General features: G+C 72.2%; 19 protein-coding genes. 5 read left to right on the forward strand and 14 right to left on the reverse strand.

The annotated features are described in order from the left end of the window. Positions 1-3: 3 nt before the first annotated feature. Together mfd and MRBLML1_RS08820 are read right to left on the reverse strand one after the other, a co-directional pair. On the reverse strand, positions 4-3,594 hold the full coding sequence (gene mfd, locus MRBLML1_RS08815; protein WP_364514401.1) for a transcription-repair coupling factor: 3,591 nt from the start codon (positions 3,592-3,594) through the stop codon (positions 4-6). A gap of 169 nt (positions 3,595-3,763) precedes the next feature. After that, the gene (locus MRBLML1_RS08820; protein WP_364514404.1) at positions 3,764-4,639 is read right to left on the reverse strand and encodes a hypothetical protein; all 876 of its coding nucleotides are present in this window, start codon (positions 4,637-4,639) and stop codon (positions 3,764-3,766) included. Between the two features lie 82 nt (positions 4,640-4,721). On the opposite strand from MRBLML1_RS08820, the gene MRBLML1_RS08825 reads away from it, so the two are divergent. Continuing rightward, positions 4,722-5,288, forward strand: coding sequence for a TetR/AcrR family transcriptional regulator (locus MRBLML1_RS08825; RefSeq protein ID WP_364514407.1), 567 nt, complete (start codon positions 4,722-4,724; stop codon positions 5,286-5,288). Here the strand turns inward: MRBLML1_RS08825 and MRBLML1_RS08830 are convergent. The 11 genes from MRBLML1_RS08830 to MRBLML1_RS08880 form a co-directional block, all read right to left on the reverse strand. Next, positions 5,269-6,159, reverse strand: coding sequence for a phosphate ABC transporter ATP-binding protein (locus MRBLML1_RS08830; RefSeq protein ID WP_364514409.1), 891 nt, complete (start codon positions 6,157-6,159; stop codon positions 5,269-5,271). The two genes, MRBLML1_RS08825 and MRBLML1_RS08830, sit on opposite strands and share 20 nt — an antisense overlap. A gap of 71 nt (positions 6,160-6,230) precedes the next feature. Further along, positions 6,231-8,954, reverse strand: coding sequence for a substrate-binding domain-containing protein (locus MRBLML1_RS08835; RefSeq protein WP_364514412.1), 2,724 nt, complete (start codon positions 8,952-8,954; stop codon positions 6,231-6,233). Positions 8,955-9,016: 62 nt separating this feature from the next. Beyond that, entirely contained in the window at positions 9,017-9,964 is a 948-nt protein-coding gene (locus tag MRBLML1_RS08840; RefSeq protein WP_364514414.1) for a class E sortase, read from the reverse strand. After that, positions 9,964-12,555, reverse strand: coding sequence for a hypothetical protein (locus MRBLML1_RS08845; RefSeq protein WP_364514417.1), 2,592 nt, complete (start codon positions 12,553-12,555; stop codon positions 9,964-9,966). Before MRBLML1_RS08845 ends, MRBLML1_RS08840 begins: the two co-directional genes overlap by 1 nt. Continuing rightward, a complete protein-coding gene (locus tag MRBLML1_RS08850) occupies positions 12,552-14,174 on the reverse strand; it encodes a phosphate ABC transporter substrate-binding protein PstS (protein ID WP_364514419.1) in 1,623 nt (540 codons plus the stop codon). The genes MRBLML1_RS08845 and MRBLML1_RS08850 overlap by 4 nt, the downstream gene beginning before the upstream one ends. Then, on the reverse strand, positions 14,174-15,367 hold the full coding sequence (gene pstA / locus MRBLML1_RS08855) for a phosphate ABC transporter permease PstA (RefSeq protein ID WP_364514422.1): 1,194 nt from the start codon (positions 15,365-15,367) through the stop codon (positions 14,174-14,176). Before pstA ends, MRBLML1_RS08850 begins: the two co-directional genes overlap by 1 nt. Then, complete coding sequence (gene pstC, locus MRBLML1_RS08860; protein WP_364514425.1) at positions 15,364-16,287, reverse strand: phosphate ABC transporter permease subunit PstC; 924 nt, start codon at positions 16,285-16,287, stop codon at positions 15,364-15,366. The genes pstA and pstC overlap by 4 nt, the downstream gene beginning before the upstream one ends. A 258-nt stretch (positions 16,288-16,545) precedes the next feature. Then, positions 16,546-17,865 (reverse strand): serpin family protein, encoded by a 1,320-nt coding sequence (locus MRBLML1_RS08865; protein ID WP_364514428.1) that lies wholly within the window; start codon positions 17,863-17,865, stop codon positions 16,546-16,548. Positions 17,866-17,900: 35 nt separating this feature from the next. Further along, positions 17,901-18,350 carry a DUF3817 domain-containing protein gene (locus tag MRBLML1_RS08870; protein WP_364514431.1) on the reverse strand — a complete coding sequence of 150 codons (450 nt, stop codon included), beginning with the start codon at positions 18,348-18,350 and terminating at the stop codon, positions 17,901-17,903. Then, positions 18,347-19,108, reverse strand: coding sequence for a siderophore-interacting protein (locus MRBLML1_RS08875; protein WP_364514434.1), 762 nt, complete (start codon positions 19,106-19,108; stop codon positions 18,347-18,349). The genes MRBLML1_RS08870 and MRBLML1_RS08875 overlap by 4 nt, the downstream gene beginning before the upstream one ends. A gap of 15 nt (positions 19,109-19,123) precedes the next feature. Next, positions 19,124-19,897, reverse strand: coding sequence for an isoprenyl transferase (locus MRBLML1_RS08880; protein WP_364514436.1), 774 nt, complete (start codon positions 19,895-19,897; stop codon positions 19,124-19,126). Between the two features lie 156 nt (positions 19,898-20,053). Between MRBLML1_RS08880 and MRBLML1_RS08885 the strand changes: the two genes are divergently transcribed. Then, on the forward strand, positions 20,054-21,061 hold the full coding sequence (locus MRBLML1_RS08885) for an AIM24 family protein (protein ID WP_364514439.1): 1,008 nt from the start codon (positions 20,054-20,056) through the stop codon (positions 21,059-21,061). Positions 21,062-21,161: 100 nt separating this feature from the next. Beyond that, on the forward strand, positions 21,162-21,902 hold the full coding sequence (gene trhA / locus MRBLML1_RS08890; protein ID WP_364514442.1) for a PAQR family membrane homeostasis protein TrhA: 741 nt from the start codon (positions 21,162-21,164) through the stop codon (positions 21,900-21,902). Here the strand turns inward: trhA and rlmC are convergent. After that, positions 21,887-23,068 carry a 23S rRNA (uracil(747)-C(5))-methyltransferase RlmC gene (gene rlmC, locus MRBLML1_RS08895; RefSeq protein ID WP_364514444.1) on the reverse strand — a complete coding sequence of 394 codons (1,182 nt, stop codon included), beginning with the start codon at positions 23,066-23,068 and terminating at the stop codon, positions 21,887-21,889. The genes trhA and rlmC overlap by 16 nt on opposite strands. 25 nt (positions 23,069-23,093) lie before the next feature. Here rlmC and MRBLML1_RS08900 point away from each other — a divergent pair, with 25 nt between their 5' ends. Continuing rightward, positions 23,094-23,819, forward strand: coding sequence for a hypothetical protein (locus MRBLML1_RS08900; protein ID WP_364514447.1), 726 nt, complete (start codon positions 23,094-23,096; stop codon positions 23,817-23,819). 85 nt (positions 23,820-23,904) lie between these two features. After that, positions 23,905-24,843, forward strand: coding sequence for a hypothetical protein (locus MRBLML1_RS08905; protein ID WP_364514450.1), 939 nt, complete (start codon positions 23,905-23,907; stop codon positions 24,841-24,843). Positions 24,844-24,858: the final 15 nt, after the last annotated feature.

Here is a 24,858-nt window from a genome sequence, read left to right on the forward strand (position 1 = left end):
TGCCTACTCCTTGGGGTCGATGACCGAGTCGAGGACGAGTCGCGCCCATTCAAGCAGGGCGATCCCCTCCAGGGGCGTTCCCGTCCGTCCCGGAGTGCCGGGACGGGGCACCAGCACCGACTCGAGCTGGTGCTTGACGATCGACTTCGGGTAGAGCCGGTCGAGCCGGACCTGCCGCGACTCCGGCAGCACCACCGGGTGGAACCGGACGTTCTTGCCGACCGTGGTGATCTCCTTGACGCCCGCCGCGCGCACCCGGGCCCGGAAGCGGGCGACCAGCAGCAGCGCGGTGACCTGCTCGGGCGGCTCGCCGTAGCGGTCGTCGAGCTCGGCGACGATCTCGTCCACGTCGGCGTCGGTGCGGACCTCGGCCAGGCGCTTGTACATCTCCAGGCGCAGCCGCTCGCTGGGGATGTAGTCGTGCGGCAGGTGGGCCTCGACCGGCAGCTCGATGCGGACCTCCTCCAGCTGCTCGGGGGCGCCGCCGTCGTCGCGGAAGTCGCGGACCGCCTCACCGACGAGGCGGACGTAGAGGTCGAAGCCGACGTCGGCGATGTGGCCGGACTGCTCGCCGCCGAGCAGGTTGCCCGCGCCGCGGATCTCCAGGTCCTTCATCGCGATCGCCATGCCGCCGCCGAGGTCGGAGTGCTGGGCCAGCGTCGCGAGCCGCTCGTGCGCGGTCTCGGTGAGCGGCTTCTCCGTCGGGTAGAGGAAGTAGGCGTAGGCCCGCTCGCGCGAGCGGCCGACCCGGCCACGCAGCTGGTGGAGCTGGCTGAGGCCGAGGGTGTCGGAGCGCTCGATGATCATCGTGTTGGCGTTGGAGACGTCGATGCCGGACTCCACGATCGTCGTGCAGACGAGCACGTCGAAGCGCTTCTCCCAGAAGTCGAGCATCACCTGCTCCAGCTGCTGCTCGCCCATCTGGCCGTGCGCCGTGGCCACCCGCGCCTCGGGCACCAGCTCGCGGATCCGCGCCGCAGCCTTCTCGATCGAGCTGACCCGGTTGTGGATGTAGAACACCTGGCCGTCACGGAGCAGCTCGCGTCGTACGGCGGCGACGACCTGGCGGTCCTCGTAGCCGCCGACGTAGGTCAGCACGGGGTGGCGCTCCTCCGGCGGCGTGGTGATCGTCGACATCTCGCGGATGCCGGTGATCGCCATCTCCAGGGTGCGCGGGATCGGCGTCGCGGACATCGACAGCACGTCGACGGAGGTGCGCAGCCGCTTCATCGCCTCCTTGTGCTCCACGCCGAAGCGCTGCTCCTCGTCGACGATGATCAGGCCGAGGTCCTTGAACCTCGTGTCCGCGTTGAAGAGCCGGTGCGTGCCCACGACCACGTCGACCGTGCCGTCGGCGAGACCGGCCACGGTCTCGGCGGCCTCCTTGTCGGTCTGGAAGCGGCTCAGCGGCTTGAGGTTGACCGGGAAGCCGCTCATCCGCTCGCTGAACGTCGCGAGGTGCTGGTTGACGAGAAGCGTCGTCGGCACCAGCACCGCCACCTGCTTGCCGTCCTGCACGGCCTTGAACGCCGCGCGCACCGCGATCTCGGTCTTGCCGTAGCCGACGTCGCCGCACACCAGTCGGTCCATCGGCACGGTGCGCTCCATGTCGCGCTTGACCTCGTCGACCGTGGTGAGCTGGTCGGGGGTCTCGTGGAACGGGAAGGCGTCCTCGAGCTCGCGCTGCCATGGGCTGTCGGGGCCGAAGGCGTGGCCCTGGGTGGCCTGGCGCGCGGCGTACAGCTTGATCAGCTCGGCCGCGATCTCGCGGACCGCCCGCCGCGCCTTGTTCTTGCGCTTGGTCCAGTCGCCGCCACCGAGCCGGTCGAGGCTGGGCTGCTCGCCGCCGACGTAGCGGGTGACCTGGTCGAGGGTGTCGGCCGGCACGAACAGCCGGTCCGGCGGGCCGCCGCGCTTGGAGGGGCCGTACTCCAGCACGAGGTACTCCCGCACCGCCCCCTGCACCTCGCGCTGCTTCATCTCCACGAACCGGCCCACGCCGTGCTGCTCGTGCACGACGAAGTCACCCGCCTTGAGCTCCAGCGGGTCGATCTGCCGCTTGCGGCGCACCGGCATCGCGCCCTTGTCGCGGGTGTTGGCCTTGGCGCCCACGACGTCCTCGCCGGTGAGCACGACCAACCCCTGCCGCGCGTCGACGAGACCGTGCGCGAGCGCGCCGCAGGTGACCGTGACGACCGCCGGGTCGAGCGTGGCGCCCGCCGGGACCTCCTCGACGAGGCGCGCCGGGACGTCCTGCTCCCCCAGCGCCTCGACCATGCGCTGCGCGGGACCGTGGCCGGCGTGCACGACGGTGACCCGGTGGCCGTCGCGGTGCCAGCCGGCGATGTCCTCGAAGGCCTTCGCCACGTCGCCTCGGTACGACGGCGCGGGCTGGGCGGCCGCCCGCTGGTCGAGCTTGTCGAGACCCTCGTCCAGGCCGAACGGGCTGAACGTCCACCAGCTCTGGCCGCGCCCGCGCGCGTGCTCCCGCACGTCCCCCAGGGCGTGGTACGACGCGGCCTGCAGGTCGATCGGCGCCTGGCCTCCGCTCGCCGCGGTCGCCCACGACGCCGCCAGGAACTCCTCGCTCGTGGCCACCAGGTCGTGCGCCCGGGCGCGGGCGCGCTCCGGGTCGAGCACCAGCACCTGGGTGTCCTTCGGGAGCAGGTCGACGAGCAGCTCCAGCTCGTCGACGAGCGCCGGGATCAGCGCCTCCATGCCCTCCACGGCGATGCCGTTGCTGAGCTTGTCGGTGATCTCCAGCAGCTGCGGATGGGTGCGGCCCAGCTCGGCCGCACGGGCGCGCACCTCGTCGGTGAGCAGCAGCTCGCGGCACGGGGGCGCCCAGAGCCGGTCGACCTTCTCGATCGTGCGCTGGTCGGCCACCGCGAACGAGCGGATCTCGTCGACCTCGTCGCCGAAGAGCTCCAACCGCAGAGGGTGCTCCTCCGTCGGTGGGAAGACGTCCACGATGCCGCCGCGGACCGCGAACTCGCCGCGCTTCTCGACCAGGTCGACCCGGGAGTACGCCGCCCCGGCGAGCCCCGCCACCAGGTCGTCGATCTCCACGCTGTCGCCGACCGTGAGCTCCACCGGCGTCAGGTCACCCAGCCCCTTGACCTGGGGCTGCAGGACCGAGCGCACCGGGGCGACGAGGACCCGGACCGGACCGGTCTCCGGGCCGTCGTTCGAGCCGTTGGTCGAGCCGTTGGTCGAGCCGTTGGTCGAGCCTGTCGAGACCACCGGGTGGCACAACCGCCGCAGCACCGCGAGCCGCCGCCCGACGGTGTCGCTGCGCGGGCTCAGCCGCTCGTGCGGCAACGTCTCCCAGCTCGGGTAGTAGGCCACCCCGCCCGGGTCGACCAGGTCGCCCACCTCGGCCACCAGCTGCTCGGCCTCGCGGGTCGTCGCGGTCACCACCAGCACGGTGCGCCCCGAGCGGGCCAGACCCGCCACCAGGAACGGGCGCAGCGCCTCCGGCCCGGTCAGCTCACCGGTCGGCTGGTGCGCCTGGGTCGCCTGGGTCGCCTCGGCCAGCGTGGCGGCGAGGGCAGGGTCGGCGAGGACGGCGTCGGCGATGCCGGCGAGGTGCACGGGAGCTCACTTCCGGGGGTGGGACAGCACGAGCGCCCCCGGTCGGTGAGGACCGGGGGTGTGCTCCCAGCGTACTGAGTGCCGCCGACACCGCTCCGTTCCTGACGCCGGCGGCACCCCGACCTTCCTGCAGGCGTGCACGCGTCCGGCGTGCACCGGACCAGACCGGTCAGCCGCGGCGGCCGGCGAGGTGGGCGCCGATCCAGTTCGAGAACTCGCACGCGAGGTGCCAGCGGTGCTCGGTGATCATCCACGGCGGCAGGGTGGACGGGAAGGCGATCGCCAGCCGTGCCTCGAATCCCCCGCCCGGTACGTCGCGGAACTGGTGGCGGACCGCCCCGATCCGGTGACCGTCCTCGGTGGTCGCCCAGCCCGCCAGCTCGATCGGGCACTCGGCGTCCCGCGGGACCGGCACCTCGGCCCGGTCGGCGTAGTCGATGAGGAAGCGCGAAGCCAGCACCGCACCGCCGGTGACCTCGATCACCTCCTGCACTCCAGGGTGGGGGCTGCGGAGCAGGTAGTGGTCCGGGCAGGCGGCCAGCAGCGTCGCCTCCTCGTTGGTGTCGCCGCGGGCGACGAACCAGTCGACGAAGGCCCGGGCGCTCCCCTGGCTGCTGACGATCCGGGTGCGGCTCCGCGTCCAGGCGCCCAGGCCTCCGGTGAGCCGGCTCGCGGGCGTCGAGAGGGTCAGGTCCGGGGCGAGCAGGCGGCGGATCCGTCGTTCGCCCATCTCCTGCTTCACGGCGGCGAGAAGAGCTCGGTCCCGCGGGAGGTCGGCGGTGCGCAGCGCCGGGCGGCGCAGCAGTGCGTCCAGCTCGGCGAGCAGCGCGGCGGGCAGGTGGTGCCCGAGCCGTTGGGCGGCCACCCGCACCCGCCGGGCCTCCCACTGCAGCACCGCCTCACGCGCGACCCGACGGTCGCCGACGTACGTCGTCAGCACCGGGCGGTTCGTCGCGGCGTCCGCCGACGGCGTCCCGAGGCCGCCCAAGCCGGTGGAGGCCGCCAGAGCGGGGACGGTGGTGAGGAACCTGCGGCGAGCGATCATGATCTCTTCCTTATAGCAACTGTGGTTGCTTTAAGGATGGACGTATCGGGCACCGTCGTCAAGGGTGCGCCACACTGTCCGCGTGAGCGAGGCACGACGACGACCCGGCGGGCGATCGGCCGCCGTGCGGGAGCGGGTCCGGCAGGCGACCCTGGACCTGCTCGGCGAGCTGGGCTACGAGCGCCTCCAGCTCACCGACGTCGCGGACCGCTCCGGGGTGCACAAGACGACCGTCTACCGCCGCTGGGCGACCAAGCCGCAGCTGGTCGCCGACCTGCTGACCGACCTCGCCGACGAGCAGGTGCCGACCCCGGACACGGGCGCCCTCGACACCGACCTCGCCGCGATGCTCGACCAGGTGGTGACCGTTCTGGAGCAGGCGCCGGTGCGCGCCGTGCTCCGTGCGGTGGTGACTCTCGCCGATGACGACCCGGAGGTCGACCGGCTGCGCCGGGACTTCTGGGACCGGCAGCTCAGTGACGCCGCGGTGGTCGTCGAGCGCGCGGTCGAGCGCGGCGAGCTGACCGCGGGGACGGACTCGCGCCTCTTCCTGGAGCGCGTGTTCGGCCCGGTCTACTTCCGCACCATGGTCGCCGGCGGGGCGTTCTCGGCCGCCGAGCTGGCCGAGCTCAGCCGAACCGGCCGTTGACGTAGTCGTAGGTCCGCTGGTCCTGCGGGCTCTGGAACATCGCGGTGGTGTCGCCGTGCTCGACGATCACGCCCGGGGTGCCCTGCGAGGCGAGGAAGAAGGCGCACTGGCCGGAGACGCGCGCGGCCTGCTGCATGTTGTGGGTGACGATCACGATGGTGACCTCGCGCGCGAGCTCCAGCATCGTCTCCTCGATCACCCGGGTCGAGGTGGGGTCGAGGGCCGAGCAGGGCTCGTCCATGAGCAGCACCCGCGGGCGGATCGCCAGCGAGCGGGCGATGCACAGCCGCTGCTGCTGACCACCGGACAGGCCGCCGCCGGGGGCGTCGAGGCGGTCCTTGACCTCGTTCCAGAGCCCGCCCTTGGTCAGGCAGGACTCGACGAGGAGCTCCTTGTCGCCCTTCTGCATCCGGGTGCCGGTGAGCTTGAGGCCGGCGAGCACGTTCTCGCGGATGGACATCGCGGGGAACGGGTTGGGCTTCTGGAACACCATGCCGATCGAGCGGCGGGCGTCGATGAGCCGCTTGCCGGGGTCGTAGATGTCCTCGCCGTCGAGCAGCACCTCACCGGCGAGCCGGGCCGAGGGCACCAGCTCGTGCATGCGGTTGAGGATCCGCAGGAAGGTGGACTTGCCGCAGCCGGAGGGGCCGATCAGGGCGGTGATCCCACCGGCGGGCATGGTCAGCGAGACCCGGTCGAGCACCTTGTGGGTGCCGAACCAGGCGGTGATCTCCCGCGCCTGCAGCTCGGCCAGCGACCCCGGCGGCGCTACGTCGATCGAGGTCGCCGGGTCGAGCCGGGGAACCGGCGGCAGGGTGTCCGTGTCGGCCGTCAGCGAGTCGTGGCCCGGCGGGGGCGGCGGGAGGGTCATGCGATGTCCTTCGGATGGTCCAGGGCGGAGCCCGGGCGGCCGCCGTACGACGGCCGCCCGGGTCCCGGGGGTCACTTCTGGGTGATGACGAAGGCCTTGGTGGCCTTCGGGGCGAGCGTGTTGCCCGCCCAGGTGATGACGAGCGTCTTCTTGCCCTTGGGCAGCTTCGCCAGGGTGAAGGTCGCCTTGCCGCCGACCAGGGTGCCCTGGCCGACGATCTTGGTGCCGAGCTTCACGACGACCTTGCCGGTGGCCTTGGCCGTCGTCCCCACGAGGGTGACGGCGACCGCGCCGCGGGCGCGCTTGCCCTTGGCGACCGTGGCCGGGAAGGACTCGGTGATGCCCGCGGTGGTCTTGACCGCGACGACCGCCGGGGTGGCGTCGGTCGCGGCCTTGAAGGCGGCGGCGCTGGTCGGGACGAACTGCGCGGCGTACCGGTGCGTGCCCGGCGCGGCGCTGATCACCCGGGTGGCGACACCACCGGAGACCGGGACGCCCGAGGCGACGACGGTGGCGCCGTCGCGGAAGGTGACCGTGCCGGCGGCACCGGCCGGGGCCACCGTCGCCTTGAGCGTGACCCGGCGGGCCGTGGTGCTCGTGGCGAAGGTGTTGACCGAGGTCGCGGTGGCGGCGGCGGTGACGGACACCGTGGCGTCGTCCTCGGAGGCGGCGAAGCCGTCGGCCGGGACGAACAGCGCGGTGTAGGTGTGCGCGCCGCCCGTGACGCCGGTCAGCGTCTTGGTGGCCTGGCCGTTGGTCAGCGCGACCCCGGTCTGCAGGACGGTGCTGCCCTCCTTGAAGGTGAACGTGCCCTGGGCGGCCGGGTCGGACGACACGGTCGCGGTCAGGACCACCTGGCCCGGGGTCGTGCTGCTGGCCTCGAGCGTGGTCGAGGTGGTGACCGCGGCGTTCTCGTGACCGTTGTAGGTGAAGTTGGTGGTCGGGTTCTGCGTCTGCTCGCCGCAGACACCGCCGTCGGCCTCGACGTCGAGCTGCTTGAAGCCGGCCGCCTCGATGGAGGCACGCGCGGTGTCGGAGCAGAAGAAGCCCGCCGGGCCGAAGACCGCCTGAACCTTGGCGTCCGCGACGTCGGCGCCGCGGACGACGTTGTAGAGCGCGCGCTGCGCGGTCCAGCCACCCTCGATCCGCAGCGTGTCACCCAGCAGCGAGGCACGACCCACCGAGAACGGCGCGATCGCGTTCGCGTCGTTCTTGATCGCGGTGTCGTCGTGCTCCTGCACCTCGGCCACCGACGCAGCCAGCGACACGTCGGTGCCACCGTTCATCGCCTTCAGCTGCGCCACGAAGAACGACCGCGTCCCCGAGCCACCCTGCGGGATCTTCGGCGCGATCACACCCGGCGCACCGCCGACCGCGGACCAGTTCGTGATGTCGCCCTTGTAGATCCCCACGATCTGAGCAGGCGTCAACGTCGCCGGAGCGTTCGAGACGACGTTCTTCGAGACCGCCATCGACAGCTCGTCCACCGCGAACGGGAACTGCTGCAGACCGTCGGACTTCTCCCCGTCGTTCAACGAGCTCGACGACCGCGCGAAGTCCACGTCGACGTTGTTCGTGCCCGCGTGCAGCAGGTTCTTGCCCGCACCCGAACCGTTCGGCCGCGCGATCGACCCACCCGGCAGGGTGATGTTGCCGCCACCGGTCGCGGCGAAGGAGGAGATCTTGAACGCCGGGGCCGGGGTCGTGGCGTTCCACGCGTTCGCCAGTGCCCACACGGCGTGCTGGCTCGTGTCCGAACCCACACCGATCAGGTCGGCGGAGGCCGGCGTGAAGTCGGTGTCGTCGGCGTTGCCCGGGTTGACCGTGAAGTCGCTGGTCGGGTTCTGGGTCTGCTCGCCGCAGACGCCGCCGTCGGCGTCGGTCGCGAGCTGCTTGAAGCCCGCGTCCCGGATCAGCGCCCGCGCGTCGTCGGAGCAGAAGAAGCCCGCCGGGCCGAAGACCGCCTGCACCTTGGCGTCCGCGACGTCGGCGCCGCGGACGACGTTGTAGAGCGCGCGCTGCGCGGTCCAGCCACCCTCGATCCGCAGCGTGTCACCCAGCAGCGAGGCACGACCCACCGAGAACGGCGCGATCGCGTTCGCGTCGTTCTTGATCGCGGTGTCGTCGTGCTCCTGCACCTCGGCCACCGACGCAGCCAGCGACACGTCGGTGCCACCGTTCATCGCCTTCAGCTGCGCCACGAAGAACGACCGCGTGCCCGAGCCACCCTGCGGGATCTTCGGCGCGATCACACCCGGCGCACCGCCGACCGCGGACCAGTTCGTGATGTCGCCCTTGTAGATCCCCACGATCTGAGCAGGCGTCAACGTCGCCGGAGCGTTCGAGACGACGTTCTTCGAGACCGCCATCGACAGCTCGTCCACCGCGAACGGGAACTGCTGCAGACCGTCGGACTTCTCCCCGTCGTTCAACGAGCTCGACGACCGCGCGAAGTCCACGTCGACGTTGTTCGTGCCCGCGTGCAGCAGGTTCTTGCCCGCACCCGAACCGTTCGGCCGCGCGATCGACCCACCCGGCAGGGTGATGTTGCCGCCACCGGTCGCGGCGTAGGTCGCGACCTTGAACGCCGGGTTCGTGGCGTTCCAGGCGTTGGCCAGCTTCCACACGGCGTGCTGGCTCGTGTCCGAACCCACACCGATCAGGTCGGCGGCCACGGGGGTGAAGGTGGTGTCGTCCGGGTCCGCGGCGTGCGCGGAGGGCGCGTTCGCCGCGAGCAGCGCGCTCGTCACGAGCGCGCCGGTGAGGGCGCCCGCGACAGTTCTGCGTACAGACATCTTTTTCTCTTCCTCGGGATGTTGGGTGCTTCTCGGGATGGGTGGTGCGGTGGAGCGGTCGGTCAGATCAGGTTGGGGATCAGCCGCATGGCGGCGTCCGTGGTGAACCACGCGAGCGCGATCGCGACCGGTGCGGCGACCACCCACACCAGGCCGACCGACCACCGCAGCCGCGCCGCGATGACGCCGAGCGTCAGCACGATCAGGAGGAGGAGGCCGAGGCAGACCGACGGCAGCGACTCCACGCCGCGCGCCATCACCTCCTCGGACTCCGGTACGGCGGAGGTGGTGCCGCCCGCCGAGGCGAAGCCCTTCGAGGCCTCCGCGTCGACGTAGATCGCCTCGCCGGGACGCAGCCCCGACAGCCGGCCCGCGCCCTCGGCGCTCACCAGGGTGAGCCGGGCGGCGCCGGCCTTCGCCGGCTGGGGGCGTGGGTCGCCGGAGCGGCGCAGCCCGAGCACGGTGAAGTCCACCTCGCCCTGGCCCATGGTGACCTCGACCCGGTCCCCCGGCTTCAGCTCGTCGAGGTGGCCGAAGGGTGCGCCGTAGGTCGCTGCGCGGCCGTAGACGAAGGACGTGCCGACCTGGCCCGGAAGCACGGTGTTGCGGCGGTGCCCGGGGCCGGCGAACAGGTCACCGGGCGCGGTGCCCTCGACGACGACCTGCTCCAGGTCCAGGCGGGGGATGCGCAGGATCGCCACCGGCGAGCCGGGCTCGGCGCTGCCGTCGATCGGCGCCGTCGCCGCGGCCAGCTGCACCCGGAACTCCCGGAAGAGCAGGTCCTGGGCGCGCGCGTGCGAGACCTGCGCGAGCACGAGCACGTGCAGCAGTGCCCACACGCACAGCAGCGCGATCATCGTGGAGACGCTCGACCACATCGCGGCCGTGCCCTGGACCGGCGGGCGGGGGGCTCGCGGCGCCCGCGGCGGGCGCTCGGCCCGGCGAGCGGGCCGGGCCCGGCGCGGGCTCGTCTCCTCCGGGGTCTCCGGGGGCGTCACGGTCGCGGTCATCAGGCACCTCGTCGGCGGCCGACGAGCTGGGACACGACCGAGCTGGCGATGGCGAGCGCGCCCACCACGAACAGGGCGGGCAGCAGGGCGTTGCCGAGCGTCGACCTCGTGCGCGAGGTCGCCGCGGTCGGGACCAGCTCGTCGGTGGTGGCCGGCGTGCCGGCCGGGGTCTTGGCCGGGTCGCCGCCGGCGGCCGGCGCCTCTCCCGCGGCACCCGCGGGCGGCGTACCGGTGCTCGGGTTCTTCGCACCGCCCGGCGTCGTGGTCGGGGGCTTCGCGGTGCCGGGCACCTTCTGCGCCTGGATGGCGGCAGCGGTCTCCTGGGCCGCGCGCCACAGCGGCGCGGTCACGCCGGTCTTGCGCAGCGGGAGGTAGCCGCCCGGCAGGTCGCCGTTGCCGCGACCGGGCACCTGGCCCTCGGACGTCGCGATCCGGATGAAGTCCGCGACCTGGCGGGCCTGGGTCTTGTCCAGGTTGCGCATCCGCGCGGTCGTGTAGACGACCATCGTGCCCGGGTAGGCGGTGCCGGCGGCGACCACGTCCTTCTGGGAGACCGCGAAGGGCTGGTACCTCCCACCCTGGCGCATCAGCGAGACGGCCTTCGCCAGCGTGCCCTGGCTCGGGGCGACGTACCGGCCGGGCGTCGTCTGCAGCGCGGCCGAGCGCATGCCGAACCGGTCGGCGTCACCGAGGCTGACCAGGCCGAGCATGAAGCGGGTGCCGTAGTTCTGGCGGTCCTTGCGGCCCAGCTTGTAGGTCTTCGTCGCGGTGTCGTAGTCGCAGCGGGTCTGCACGTTGGGCCAGGAGTCGATGATCGCGTCGGCGATGGTGCGCAGGTTGGAGACCGGCGAGGCGAGCTGGGTGAAGTAGACCGTCGGGTTCTGCTTCATGCAGTCGCTCTGCGTCTGCGGGATGAAGGTGTCGAGCAGCGGCCACTCGTCGCGCGGCAGGTCCAGGCCCTGGTACGACGGGTTGATCTTCATCCCCCAGGGGTCCGGCTTGCCGGCCACGAAGTCCATCGCGTCGGCGTCCTGGGCGATGTACGACGTGATCTGGCGGATCAGGTCCGAGGAGACCGACAGCGACAGCAGGGTCGCGCCGGCCTCCTGCTCGTTGCGGCTCAGGCCCTTGTTGAGCGCGATGAACTCCGGGTCGGCCATCAGCGCCAGCGGGTTGCCGGACATCCCGGGGTGCCCGCGTCCGAGGTCGGAGCCCAGGTAGCTCTGGGTGAGCAGCTTGGCGAGCAGCCGCGCGTTGAGCCGCAGCCGGTCGTAGTCGCCGCCGTTGTCCGGCCGGTCGATCGTGTAGCCCACGCTGAAGCCGGTGATCGCCGTCGGCGCGTAGCCGACCGGGTCGGGGCCCTGCTGCGCGTGCTCGGAGGAGACGAACGCGGCGGGCCCGGAGTCGTTCTCCATGTTCTCCCAGCCCGCGTTGTCGGGCATCTGGCTGAGCGCGAAGTTGAACCGGTCCTGGCGCAGGCAGTACGCCGGCGCCCACTGGAGCGCGGCCTGGGCCATCAGCTCGGAGCCGAAGAACTTGGTGGGCGCGCGCGGGTCGAGCACGTCGCACACGCCGGCCGGGAGGCCGAAGGTGACCGGGATGCTGAACCGGTTGCGCCAGTTCGACTCCGACCACCACAGCGCGGGCGAGACGGCCTGGTCGACGCCCTCCTCGGCGAAGTTGCTGGAGCCCGCGGGCATCCGGCCGCTCTTGCGGCAGGCGCGGTCCAGCGAGGTCAGCGTGGTGCCGGCCGGCTTGTCGCAGCTGATCCCGAGGATCGGCACGACGACGATCGAGCAGGCGACCTCGTAGGAGCAGCCGAGCGACTCGTTCTCGACCTCGGAGCGCACCTCGAACTGGACCGAGCCGTTGCCCTGGAGGTCGGTGAACGCGGCCAGCTCCGACGGCGGGAAGGCCGCGTCGACCGCCGCCTCCGGCGGCATTTTGTCCGCGGCGCAGGCCGGGTAGGACTTGCCGTTCTTGGCGACGAAGGCGGTGAGGTGGCTGTTGGCGACCGGTACGTCGAGGCCCTTGCAGTCCGCGGAGGGGAAGGGGTCGATGCCGGACAGCGGCTGCCGGTTCGCCGGGTCGGCGTACCGGTCGGCGAGCCAGGTCGACTCCGCGCGCGAGGTCAGCCGCTGGCTGCGCTGCGCGACCGAGGAGGTCCAGCAGGTCTCCGGGCGGACCCGGTCCTTGAGCGGCAGGTCGGCGTCGTCGCGCCCGCGGCACTGCATGACCACGACGGGGTACTCCTGCTGGAGCCCCTTCTCGCCGTACGGGTTGCTGGCGCGGCCGGCGCTGGGCCGGGCGCCGCTCCAGGAGAGGTGCACCCGCTCGCGGCCGCGCAGGTCGGTGGTGCGGTCCGCCTTCACCGTCATGGCGTACGACGAGGACAGCCCGGCGTCGGGGTTGCCGTTGACGTCGAGCACGTCGCGGGTCACCGTCTTGGTCCGGCTGTAGGCACCACCGGCCGCGGCGGCGACGGAGGTCGACGGCGTCGCGCCGGCCTCGGCGGAGGGCGCGCCCGGCAGCACGGCGAGCGCGACCGCGGCGCCGGCGAGCACGCCAAGGACCCGGCGGCGGGCGCTCATCGGGCCGCTCCGGCCGCGCGGCGTCGGCGCAGGACGGACACGAAGAGCCCGGGCAGGACCACGAGGGCGATCAGCTCGATCACCGCGAGCCAGCCGAAGGTGCGGCTGTCCGCGGGCCGGTCGGAGACCAGCAGCGGGTTGGCGTACGCCGGCTCGCCGGAGGTCCCGGTGGCCGTCCCGCCGCCCGCGACGACCTCACCGGTCTCGGGGTCGACGACCGGCGCGGTGCCGGTCGCCGGGCCGCCTGTCCCGGCTGTCCCGGTGCCGCCGGTCGCGCCACCACCGGTGCCGCCCGACGTGCCGGGGCCGTTCTTGTCGTCGGTCGACGGAGCGCCGGTGCCGGTGCCGGTCGTGCAGGGGCCCTGGCCGACCTTGTCGCAGGCGGCCGGCTGCGGCGCCTTGTCGGTCAGCACGTTGTGGGAGAGGTTCTTGCCGTCGAAGGTCGGGTTGTTGCACGACTTCACGTCGCGGTTGGTGAGCACCACGCCGCCGTCGGCGGCCTTGAGCTTCTTGACCTGGTCGAAGCCGGCGGAGACCAGGTTGAGCGTCAGCGGCGAGTAGCCGTAGTCACCGGCGTCGCCCTGGCCCTGGCACAGCGAGTGGTAGAGGAAGTCCGCCAGCGTCTGGCGCTTCGCGGTCGACATCCGCGGGTCCGCGGCGCCGGTCGGGATGATCATGTAGGAGTACGACGACAGCGGGTAGGCCCGCGGGTCGGGGTTGCGGTAGACCCCGTCCAGCTGCTGGGTCAGCGTGGTCTTGTCGATGGTGGCCTTCGTGAGCGCCACCGCGACGTTGTAGGTCGTCGGCTCGACGTAGAACCCACCCTTGTTGAGCACCTTCACCACCGGCGAGCCGGCGCTCTTGGGGTAGGCGTACTCGACGTAGCCGATGCTGCCGTTGCCGGCGAAGCCCTTGATCGTGTTCATCACCTGGTCGGAGCCGGCCTGGGCGATCTGGCTGCCCTTCTTGGGGAAGTACGACGTGAGCCCGGACTTGCCGAAGTAGGGGCGCCAGATCGAGGGGTACTCCGCGTCCATCCAGCGGGTGAACTGGGCCGTGGTGCCGGAGCCGTCGGAGCGGACCACGGGCGTGATCGGCATGCTCGGGAACTTCCGCCCGTTGTTGTCCTTGCTGATCGCCGGGTCCGACCAGTTGGTGACCTGGTTGGTGAAGATCTTGGTGATCGTCTCCCCCGACAGGCGCAGGTTGCGGACCTGCTGGGTGCCGATCTTGAGCTGGTAGGTGAACGACGTGCCGCCCGCGACGATCGGCAGGTAGGCGTAGGGACGGTCGCTCTTGTCGGCCTGGCCGCTCTTCTCGTCGTTGCCCTGGTAGGGGATCTCGGAGATGGCGTAGTCGACGGTTCCGTCGGCGAAGGCCTTGCGGCCGGCGCTGGAGCCGACGCCGCTGTAGACGACCCGGATGCCCTTGCTGTCGACGTCGCCGATCCACTTGTCGACCATCAGCTTGGACCAGGTCGAGCCCTTGCCCTCGATGGTGGCGTACGCCGCGGCCCGCTGGCCGGGCGCGCCGCTCGCGCTGGTCCCGGCCGGGCCGGAGAGGACGGTGAGGAGCCCGACGGCGGCGAGGATCGCGAGCGTCGTGCGGCGGGCGGACATCATGAGCTGCTCCGGTTGGTCAGGGGTGCGGTGGCGGCACGGAAGGCCCGCTTGAGCAGGCCGGGGCCAGTGCGGTTGCCGGCGGGACGGGCGACGAGACGGGCGATGACGAACAGCACCAGCACGAGCAGCATCAGCACCGCCGCGGCCCCGAAGGCCCGGTCGATGAGCGCCGGCTCGCCGCTGCGGGCGCCGTTGTAGATGTAGAGCGGAAGCGAGTTCATCGCCCCGCCGAACGGGTTGGTCACCATGAAGTTGGCGGCACCCGAGGTGAGCAGCACCGGGCTCGTCTCGCCGATGCCGCGGGCCACGCCGAGGATCACCGCGGTGGCGAGGCCGGGGCGGGCCGTCGGCAGGACGACGTGCCACACGGTGCGCCAGCGGCTGGCGCCGAGCGCCAGGCTGGCCTCGCGCAGCGTGCCCGGGACGACCCGCAGCACCACGTCGGCGGCGCGGGCGATGATCGGCAGCATCATCACCGAGATCGCCATGCCGGCAGCGAAACCCGACGGCGGGACGTCCAGGGTGAGGATCAGCACCGCGTAGATGAACAGGCCCGCAACGATCGAGGGCAGCGCCGTCATCGCCTCCACGACGGTGCGCACGATCCGGGCGAACCGGCCGCCGACCTCGGTCATGAAGACCGCCGTGCCGATGCCGAGCGGGAGGGTGACGAGCAGGGCGATGCCGAGCTGGATGAGCGAGCCGGTGATCGCGTGCGCCACCCCGCCCTGGTCGAAGCCGGCCTTGGGGTCGACGCCGGCCATGTCGTCGAGGAAGAAGCTGGGGTGCGGCAGCGCGTGGCGGCCCCGGAGCAGCACGAACACGATGGTCGAGACCAGCGCAGCGCCGACGAGGAGGGCCGCGCCGGTCACGATCGTGCCGGCGACCCGGTCCTTCACCTCGACCCAGGTGCCGGTCATCGTGGTCAGCAGCGCCGTCATCGCCACTCCGGTGACGAAGAGGACGATGACGAACCACGGCACGCCCGCCAGCGGCAGGAAGCGCTGGGTGATCAGCCAGGCGATGGCCGCGGCCGCGACCCAGGCGCCGACGCGGACGTAGAGCTCGTCGGCGTTGGGCGAGCCGATCGCCAGCCGCGGTACGGCGGGCGGTGCGTCGTCGTCGCGGACGGGCAGGTGCGTCGTGCCGGTCGTGCCGGTGTGGGTCGTGTGCGTCGTCGTGGTGCTCATGCGTCGGCGTCCGCTCCGGACCGGCTGCGGTTGACGATCATCGCCGCGCAGGTGTTGACGACCAGGGTCAGCAGGAAGAGCACGAAACCGGCGGCCAGCAGGGCCGAGAGCTGCGACGGGCTGGCCTCGCTGAACTGGATCGCGATCAGCGAGCTGACCGAGATCGCGCCGACCTCCAGGACGTGCCACTTGATCTCGAAGGCCGGGGAGATGATCAGCGCGACCGCGATGGTCTCACCGAGCGCGCGGCCCAGGCCGAGCATCGTGCCGCCGATGATGCCGCCGCGACCGAACGGCAGCACCACCGAGGTGATCACGCCCCAGCGGGTCGCGCCGAGCGCCAGCGCGGCCTCGCGCTCCCCCGGCGGGGTCTGCGAGAAGACCTGCCGCATGATCGCGCAGGCCATCGGCAGCACCATCATGGCGACCGGCACGGCCGCGCAGAGCGAGCTCGCGACGTACCGCGACGGCAGCCAGACCGGGCTGTCGGGATCGGTGCCGCTGACGTCGAAGAAGGGGACCCAGCCGAAGTTGCGCTGCAACCAGTACGACAGCTCCGCGACGTGCGGCATCATCAGGAAGAAGCCCCACAGGCCGTAGACGATCGACGGCACCGCCGCCATCAGGTCGACGAGGGAGACCAGGAATCCCTTGGTCTTCATCGGGGCGTACTCGGTGATGAACAGCGCGGTCAGCAGCGCCAGCGGGAAGGCCGCCGACATCGCGAGCAGCGCGATCGTCACGGTGCCGACCAGGACGCCGGCGATGCCGAGCAGGTCGAACTCCGGCTGCCACCGGGCGGTGGTGAGGAACTGGATGCCGTAGTGGCGGAAGGTCGGCACCGTCTGCGCGGCCAGGAAGATGCCGACGCCACCGGTGATCACCAGCATGGAGGCGCCGACGACGCGGAAGAGGTTCACGAAGACCGCGTCGCCACCCGACGGCCTCCGCGAGATCCGGCGCGGGGAGGCTTCGGGCGCGCTCGGATCCGAAAGGGGCAGGCTCGTCACACGTCGTCCTCAGTCGTGGCACCCCGAGTGGGCCTGTTGCGATGGCACGCTGGGCAGCGCGACCTCCGGAACGGTGACCGCGGTGGAAGACCGGCCGGGTGGACTCAGGTGAACGGCCGGGGAACGTAAACCCGGCTTTCGCTGAAATGAGGCCGGGCGCGGTGTCCGCTACGTCGTGGAGGTGGGGTCGGTCACGCGGCCGACGAACAGCGGCGTGCCGTGCTCGGTGTCGTGGATCGTGAAGAGGAAGGGCCGGTCCACCCGGAATTCCTCGGTGATCGGCACCGCCGTCGCCTCCATGACCACCGCCGTCGCGGCCGCGGCCTCGGTGCCCTCCTCGTCGACGGCGACGAAGGCCTGGTGCAGCACGTCGGACACGGTGAGCGGGAGCTCCTCCTCCGTCATCGGGGTGAAGTCCGCGGCGTCGGTGAAGGCGGCCCGCATCCCCAGCGCCTGCAGGCTGGCGACGAGCGAGGCCGCCGTGCGGAAGGTCCAGCGCGGCAGGGTCAGGTCGATCGCGGTGCGCGTCCCGCCGGCCGTGAACGCCGCGAAGCCGTGCCGCGCCGCCTCCTGCTCGACCGCCGCGAACCGGCCCGGGTCGGGCAGCACGATCGTCATCGCGGTGCGGCGCCCGGCGTACGGCAGGGTGAGGGCGCGCCAGCCGGGGCCGGTCCGGAGCGTGCCGGAGGCCGACGGGTTGCGCATCAGGTCGGCGGTGACCGGCGAGCCGTCCGCGCGGTGGAACTCGCCCTGCTCGGTCAGCCCCTTCTCGAAGGGCTCCTCCCACGGAGCCTTGAGGTAGATCGCGTTGACCAGCACCAGCCGCGTGCGCGGGTCGAGCGCGCCGGCGGGGACCAGGTCGACGATCCGGTCCGCGGTCTGCTGCTCGACCCAGTCGTTGATCGCGGTGCGTGCCCGCTCGGTGGCGCCCTCGAAGTCGACGCCGCGCAGCGCGGCGCCGTACTCCTTGCCCAGGAGGTCCACGAAGTCCGCCTCCCAGGCCACCCCACGCTGGCCGAACAGCTGGTTGGCGGTGGCGAGGGCGAGCTCGGCCTTCGAGCCGTCGCCACGCTCCTGCTTCCCCGCCAGCCCGTCGATCGTGGCGGTGAGCGCGTTGACGCCCTTGTGCCAGCGCTCGCCGAGAGCGCCGGCCCCGACGACCTGGCGCATCTCCGTCGCCGTGGTGCCGGCCGCGCCGGCGAGGGTCATGCCCAGCGCGACCAGGACGGAGTACGGCGAGAGGACCACGTTGGCGCCGGTGGCCCGCAGGTCGTCGTACAGGCCGGCGGCGAGGCCGTCGAGCCCGGCGACCACCGGGGCGACCAGGGTGGGGTCGCCCGCCGCGCGTCGTACGTCGGAGGAGACCAGCTCGATGGCGTCAGCGGTCCGCGGCGCGGGCCTGCCGCCACCACCGCCCGAGCAGGAGGTCAGCGCGGTCGCGCCGAGGGCGAGCAGGGCCAGGCGCAGGGCGTCGCGGCGATCGATCATGCTCCTGCGACGACGCCTGCGCGGGATCGGTTCCGTCAGGAGCCGGGCGGGCCCACGACCAGCGCGGCTCCGGTCAGCACGGCCACGACGGCCACCGCCACGGCCAGCCCGCGCAGCGGGTTGCGCAGCAGCCAGGCGACCGAGCGGTCGGGCGCCGAGGTGCCGGCCCCGGCCGGCAGCCGCCAGGTGTCGCCGAGCCAGCCCTTGCGCACCGCCCACCACTCCAGCGGCAGGGTCGCCAGCGGCGGGACGGCCGCGACCAGCGCGAGCAGCCCGCGGCCGGCGGACCAGCGCCGGTCCACCCACACGACGGCGGTCGTGACGACGTAGGCGACGAAGACGACGCCGTGCAGCATCCCGAAGACGCGCACGCCCATCTCGGTGGTCTCGGTGACGTACTTCAAGAACATGCCGACCAGCAGGCCGGTCCAGGTGATCGCCTCGGCGATCGCGACCGTCCGGAACAGACGGGTGGGGCTGGTCATGCGGTGCTCTCCTCTGCGGCCAGCGCGGACTTCCACTCGCGGAAGGTCTCCTCGGTGCGGCCCTGCTTCCAGTACGCCGAGACGGAGACGTCGTCGCGGGGGACGGCACGCTCCTTGAGCAGGTACGGGCGGATCTCGCGCATCACGGCCTGGCCCTCGCCGTGCACGAACGCGTGCACCCGGCCCTCGCGCCACGGCAGCGCGCGCACGGCCTCGGACAGCGACGGGTGCGCGGGGTCGGAGCGGTGCAGCCAGGTCAGCTCGACACCGGCGGGCGCCGCCACCTCCTGCTGGTACGACGCGGCGTCGACCTGCAGCACGACGTAGCCCTGCGCGTCGGACGGCAGCGCCGCCAGCGCCTGGCGGATGGCCGGGATCGCGGCCTCGTCACCGGCGAGCAGGTGCCAGTCGGCAGCCGGGTCGGGCGCGTAGGCGCCACCGGGACCGCGGACCGGGATCGTGTCGCCCGGCTCGGCGGACGCCGCCCAGGGGCCGGCGACGCCCTCGTCACCGTGCACGACGAAGTCGATGGCCAGGGTGCCGGCGGCGACGTCGGGCGACAGCGCGGTGTAGGTGCGCAGGGTCGGGCGGCCGCCGGTCTCCAGCTCGGCGGGGTCGCCGAACACGAGCTTGACGTAGCGGTCGGTGAAGTCGCTGCCGGCGAAGGCGGCGAGGTCGCCGGAGAAGTGGATCCGGACCATGCCCGGGGTCAGCTGCTCCTTGCGGACGACGGTCAGCTCGGTGATCGGCTTGCTCACGACTCCCGAGCGTATCTAGGAGCCGAAGCGGCGCTCGCGCTGGGCATAGGCCCGGATCGCGCGGAGGAAGTCGACCCGGCGGAAGTCGGGCCAGTAGGCCTCGCAGAAGTAGAACTCCGACTTCGCGCTCTGCCACAGCAGGAAGCCGCCGAGGCGCTGCTCCCCCGACGTACGGATGACGAGGTCGGGGTCGGGCTGGCCCTTGGTGTAGAGGTGGTCCTCGATGTGCTCGATGTCGATGACCTGGGCGAGCTCGTCGAGCGGGGTGCCCTTCGCGGCGTGCTCGGAGAGCAGGGAGCGGACGGCGTCGGCGATCTCGCGGCGCCCGCCGTAGGCCACGGCGACGTTGACGATCATCCCCTCGACGTCGGCGGTGGCCTCCGCCGCGGCCTTGAGCCGCTTGGCGGCCGAGGAGGGCAGCAGGTCGAGGGCGCCCACCGGGTGCAGCCGCCAGCGGCGCTGGTCGGCGAGGGAGTCGACCGCCTCGACGATGATCTCCAGCAGCGGCTCCAGCTCGCGGGCCGGCCGGTTGAGGTTGTCGGTCGAGAGCAGCCAGAGGGTGACCACCTTGATGCCGACCTCGTCGCACCAGGTCAGCAGCGGCTCGATGTTGGCGGCGCCGGCCCGGTGCCCGTGCGCCGTGTCCCGGCCGACCGCCTTGGCCCACCGGCGGTTGCCGTCGAGCATCACCCCGATGTGCTGCGGGAGGCTGTCGGGCATCCGGCGAAGCATGCGCGCCTCGTAGGCGGGGTAGAGAACCCGCCGTAGACCCCGCTTCCAGTCCGCCACCTCTCGATCGTAGGCCACCCGGGCCGCCGTCGTGGTGCGCCGAACCGGATCCGGTGCCCGCGCCCTTCCAGGGCGACCACCGGGCTGACACGATGAGCCGAACGGACGCGCTGTGTCGCGCCCGACCGGCACCACAACCAGAGAGGTACGACGACGATGACCGCAGCTGCCTGGCATCCGGACCCCACCGGCCGCCACGAGCTCCGCTACTGGGACGGCTCCCAGTGGACCGACCACGTGTCCGACAGCGGGGTCCAGTCGACCTCGCCGCTGAGCGGCGACCCGGCCGCGGGCGCCGACGACGCCGGGCAGGTGCAGGGCGAGGACGCGGCCCCCCAGGCCGAGCAGGCCCCGACGCAGGCGCAGTTCGCGCCCCAGGGCCAGCCGCAGGGCCAGCCGCAGGGCCAGCCGGCCGAGCAGCCGTGGGCGCAGCAGCAGCCCGCGCCGTCGTTCGGCGGGCCGGCCAACGTGCAGGTGCCGGCCGACGCCTTCGCCGGCATCTCCGGCAGCCTGATCGACGGCCGCTTCACCGAGGTCGAGGGCGCCGGCGCCGTGCTGCAGAACAAGCGCCTGCTGCGGGTGCGGATCACCGAGCCGTTCATGGCCAAGCAGGGCGCGATGGTGGCCTACCAGGGCAACGTCAACTTCGCCTACCAGGGCGGCGGCGCGGCCAAGTTCCTCAAGAAGGCCTTCACCGGCGAGGGCCTGTCGCTGATGCGGGTCGAGGGCCAGGGCGACGTCTTCCTCGCCGACGCCGCCGACGAGGTGCACATCCTGCAGCTGCAGAACAGCGGCCTGTCGGTCAACGGCAAGAACGTGCTCGCCTTCTCCGCCGGCCTCGACTGGAACGTCGAGCGGGTCAAGGGCGGCAGCATCGCCGCGGGCGGGTTGTTCAACACCACGCTGCGCGGCACCGGCTGGGTGGCCATCACCACCGACGGCGACCCGGTCGTCCTCAACCCGGCCGAGGCGCCCACGTTCGCCGATGCGCAGGCGCTGGTCGCCTGGTCGACCCACCTGCAGACCTCGATCCGCTCCACCTTCACCGCGGGCTCGCTGATCGGCCGCGGCTCGGGCGAGGCCTTCCAGGTCGCCTTCCAGGGTCAGGGCTTCGTCATCGTGCAGCCGTCCGAGGGCGCGACCGTGCCCCCGCACACGCACTGACGCACCACCTCCGATCGGTCGGACCACGCCGGCCGGATGAGCGCGAGATCACGCTCGTCCGGCCGGCGTGCCGCTTCCCGGACGCCGGTACCCTCGTGACATGAACCAGGCCATCCACCACGCGAACGACAAGGTCCGCGCCCGGCTGGACGACCTCGGCGAGCAGATCAGCGAGACCCTCGCGGAGATCAAGCCGAAGCTCCGGGGCTGGATCCACCTCGTGTCCACCCCGCTCGTCCTCGCCGCCGGCATCGTGCTCATCTGCCTCTCGCCGACCGCGACCACCAAGGTCGGCTCGGCGCTCTACGCCGGCTCCGCGCTCCTGCTCTTCGGCACCTCCGCGCTCTACCACCGCGGCACCTGGTCGCCGAAGGTCTGGCAGGTGCTCAACCGCTTCGACCACTCGAACATCTTCTTGTTCATCGCCGGTTCCTACACGCCGTTCGCGCTGATCCTGCTCGACGGCCCGGCGCGGGTGATCATGCTCTCGGTGGTGTGGTCCGGGGCCCTGCTGGGCGTCGCGTTCAAGCTGTTCTGGCCGGGCGCGCCCCGCTGGCTCTCGGCGCCGATCTACATCGCGCTCGGCTGGGCGGCGATCTTCTTCATCCCCGCCTTCTTCGACGGCGCGACCGCGCTCGGTCTCGGCATCGGGATCGCGATCTTCGTGCTGATCGTCGTCGGCGGCGCGCTCTACACGGTGGGCGGCCTGGTCTATGGCTTCAAGTGGCCGAACCCGTCGCCGCGGGTGTTCGGCTTCCACGAGATCTTCCACGGCTTCACCATCGCCGCGTTCACGGTGCACTACGTCGGGGTCTCGCTCGCGACCTACTCGCTGCGCTGACCCACCCGCTGCAGCAAGACCAGCACCTCCGCGTGCGGGGTCTGCGGGAACATGTCGAGCAGGCGTCCCCGGACCGGGACGTACGACGCCAGGTCGGCCAGGTCGCGCGCCAGCGTCTCCGGGTTGCAGCTGGAGTAGAGCACGTGCCGCACACCCGACTCCTCCAGGCGGCGGGCCAGCGCGGGGCCGAGCCCGCGCCGGGGCGGGTTGACCACGACCAGGTCGGCGTCCGCGACCAGCGCCGCGTGCTCGGGCGAGGTCGCATCGCCCGTGGCGAAGGTGATCTCGCCCGGCAGGCCCGCCTCGTCGCGGGAGCGCTCGGCACTCGCGATCGCGTCGGCACTGATCTCGATCCCGGTGACCCTGCGGCCCGGCGCGGCCAGGTGCAGCGCGAAGCCGCCGACCCCGCAGTAGAGGTCCACCACGCGCCGCGGTGCCAGGTCGGCGGTCCACGTCACGGCCAGCCCGTAGAGCGCGGCGGCCACGTCGGTGTTGGTCTGGAAGAAGCTGCGCGGGCGCAGGTGCAGCACGATCCCGTCCGGCCCGCCCAGCCGCATCGGCAGCGTCTCGGCCTCGGTGAGCACGACCTCGCGCTCGCCCTCGAGCACCGCACGGTGCTCGGGCTGGATGTTGAGGGTGAGCACCCGCAGCTGCGGCAGCCGCTCGCGCAGCCACGGCAGGTGCTTGCGCACCCGCGCCTCGGTGGCCGTCGAGCGGAGCACCAGGCGCACCATCAGCTCGCCGTCCGGGGACTCGGTCACCAGCACGTGCTTGAGCTCGCCGCGCCGGCTGACCGGCAGCGCCGAGCCCACGTCGTACGGCGTCAGGTCCGCGCGCGTGACGAGCTCGGCCAGCACCGGCAGTGCCGCCTCGATGCCGGGCGTGTGCAGGGCGCAGTCGCGCAGGTCGACGCCCGCACCGGTCGGGTCGAGGATGCCGAGCGTGGGCGCCGTGGCGGTGCCGCCGACGACCATCTTCGCCTTGTTGCGGAAGCCGTGCGGGCGACTGGTGAGCGGGCTCTCCCAGGCCAGGCCGGGGGCGTCGACCAGCGCGCGGGCGGCGGCGTCCTTGGCGAGGAGCTGGTCGTCGTACCGGCGCCCGAGCCAGGTGCAGGACCGGCACTCCCCCGCCGTGAAGTGGGCGCAGTCGAGCACGGCGAGAGCCATGAGATCCATCGTAGGCTTACGCCTCGTGTCGTCCCTGGAGAAGGTGCAGGCCGCCCCGGTCCTGGCCACCGTGCAGCGCCTGGAGCAGCGGATCGAGGCGCGCTTCCCCGGCCGCGGGCTGCACCGCGTGGTCGGCCAGCTCGCCGACCTGGTCTCCGAGGTCGCCTCCTCGACCGAGAGCGCGCGGGGGCGCCGCTCCTGGCTGCGGCCGGCGTCGCGGATCGGCATCCTCGCCGTCCTCGCGGCCACTCTCGCGCTGCTCGTCCTCGCGGTGCGCGCGGCCGTCGCCGACGCGCCCGACCAGGGCCTGGAGTGGGTGCCGCTGCTGGAGAGCGGCGTCAACGACCTGGTGTTCGCGGCGCTCGCGATCTGGTTCCTCTACTCCGTCCCTGAGCGGCTGCAGCGCGCCGGCCTGCTCGACCTCCTGCACCGGCTGCGCTCGATGGCGCACATCGTGGACATGCACCAGCTCACCAAGGACCCCGAGCGGCTGCGCTCGTCGTTCAGCCCGACCGAGCGCAGCGTGCCGATGGACCTGGACCCCGACGAGCTGGAGCACTACCTCGACTACTGCTCGGAGGCGCTCAGCCTGATCGGCAAGGCCGCGGCGCTGTGCGCGGAGGAGTCGCGCGACGCGATCGTGCTCGACACGGTGAGCACGGTCGAGACGCTGACGGTGTCGCTGGAGCGGAAGATCTGGCAGAAGATCTCGATCCTGAACGCCGGCCGCGGGCCGAGCGGCGCCGCCTGACCCGGCCCCGCCGGTCGAGCCGGCCCCGCCGGTCGAGCCGGTCGAGACCGTTTGAGCCCGACCCGCACGGGGCAGCAGCACTGCCATGCGCATCCTGTCTCGGGTCATCGCCCTCGTCGCGCTCGTCGCGGGTCTCGCCGTCCTCCCCGGCTCCCCCGCCCACGCGGCCTACTACAACACCTACGACGACGTCGCTGCCACGCCCGACACCAGCGACACGACGGGCGCCCAGGCCTTCGCGGCCGGCTCGACGTACCTCTACTCGGTGAAGAACCGGACGAGCGACGACGGGCGCGCGGTGATCTACCGCGTGAACAAGTCGACCGGCGACCGGGTCGTGATGACCAACGGCACCGACAAGCGGGCCTACAACACCTGGCTCGGCCACGCCAACGACATGACGATCGTCGACATCGACGGCAAGCACCACTTCTTCGTGGTCACCATGGAGAAGACCGGCGCCCAGCTGGTGAAGCTGCGCTACGACGGCACGACCTACTACAAGGTCGGCTCCTACAAGATCACCCTCGACGGAGCGGTCGCCGCGCCGTCGGGCGTCACCCGGGTCGCGGTGAGCAGCACGACCATCCGGTTCTTCTTCAAGTCCGGCCGCCAGGTCTACAACGGCACGCTGCCGCTGCGGGCCGACAGCGGGACGATCGCGATCACCAAGGCGTTCCTGCTCGACGTCGAGGGCGCCCTCGTCAACGGTGCGACGGTGTCCGACCTCGGCTCGTTCTCCCACCAGGGCGTCTACTACGACGCGGCGAACCAGACGCTCTACGTCCCGCTGACGAAGGACAACCGCAGCATCGTGCTCGTCTACCGCTCGATCACGTCGGCACGGACCACGACCGCCACGTCCGACAAGGACCTGTCCTTCCGGATCACCTCCTCGGCGTACTCCAAGTTCGAGATCGAGGGCGTCGGGCTCAGCGGCGGCCGGCTCTACTTCAACACCAACCGGGCCAGCTCGTCCGGCGCCCACGACGGCGTGCACGTCTTCAAGAGCTACACCGTCTGAGCAGGTGAGGTGAGC

It is taken from the genome of Nocardioides sp. LML1-1-1.1 (genome assembly GCF_040676175.1).
Lineage (GTDB): Bacteria > Actinomycetota > Actinomycetes > Propionibacteriales > Nocardioidaceae > Nocardioides.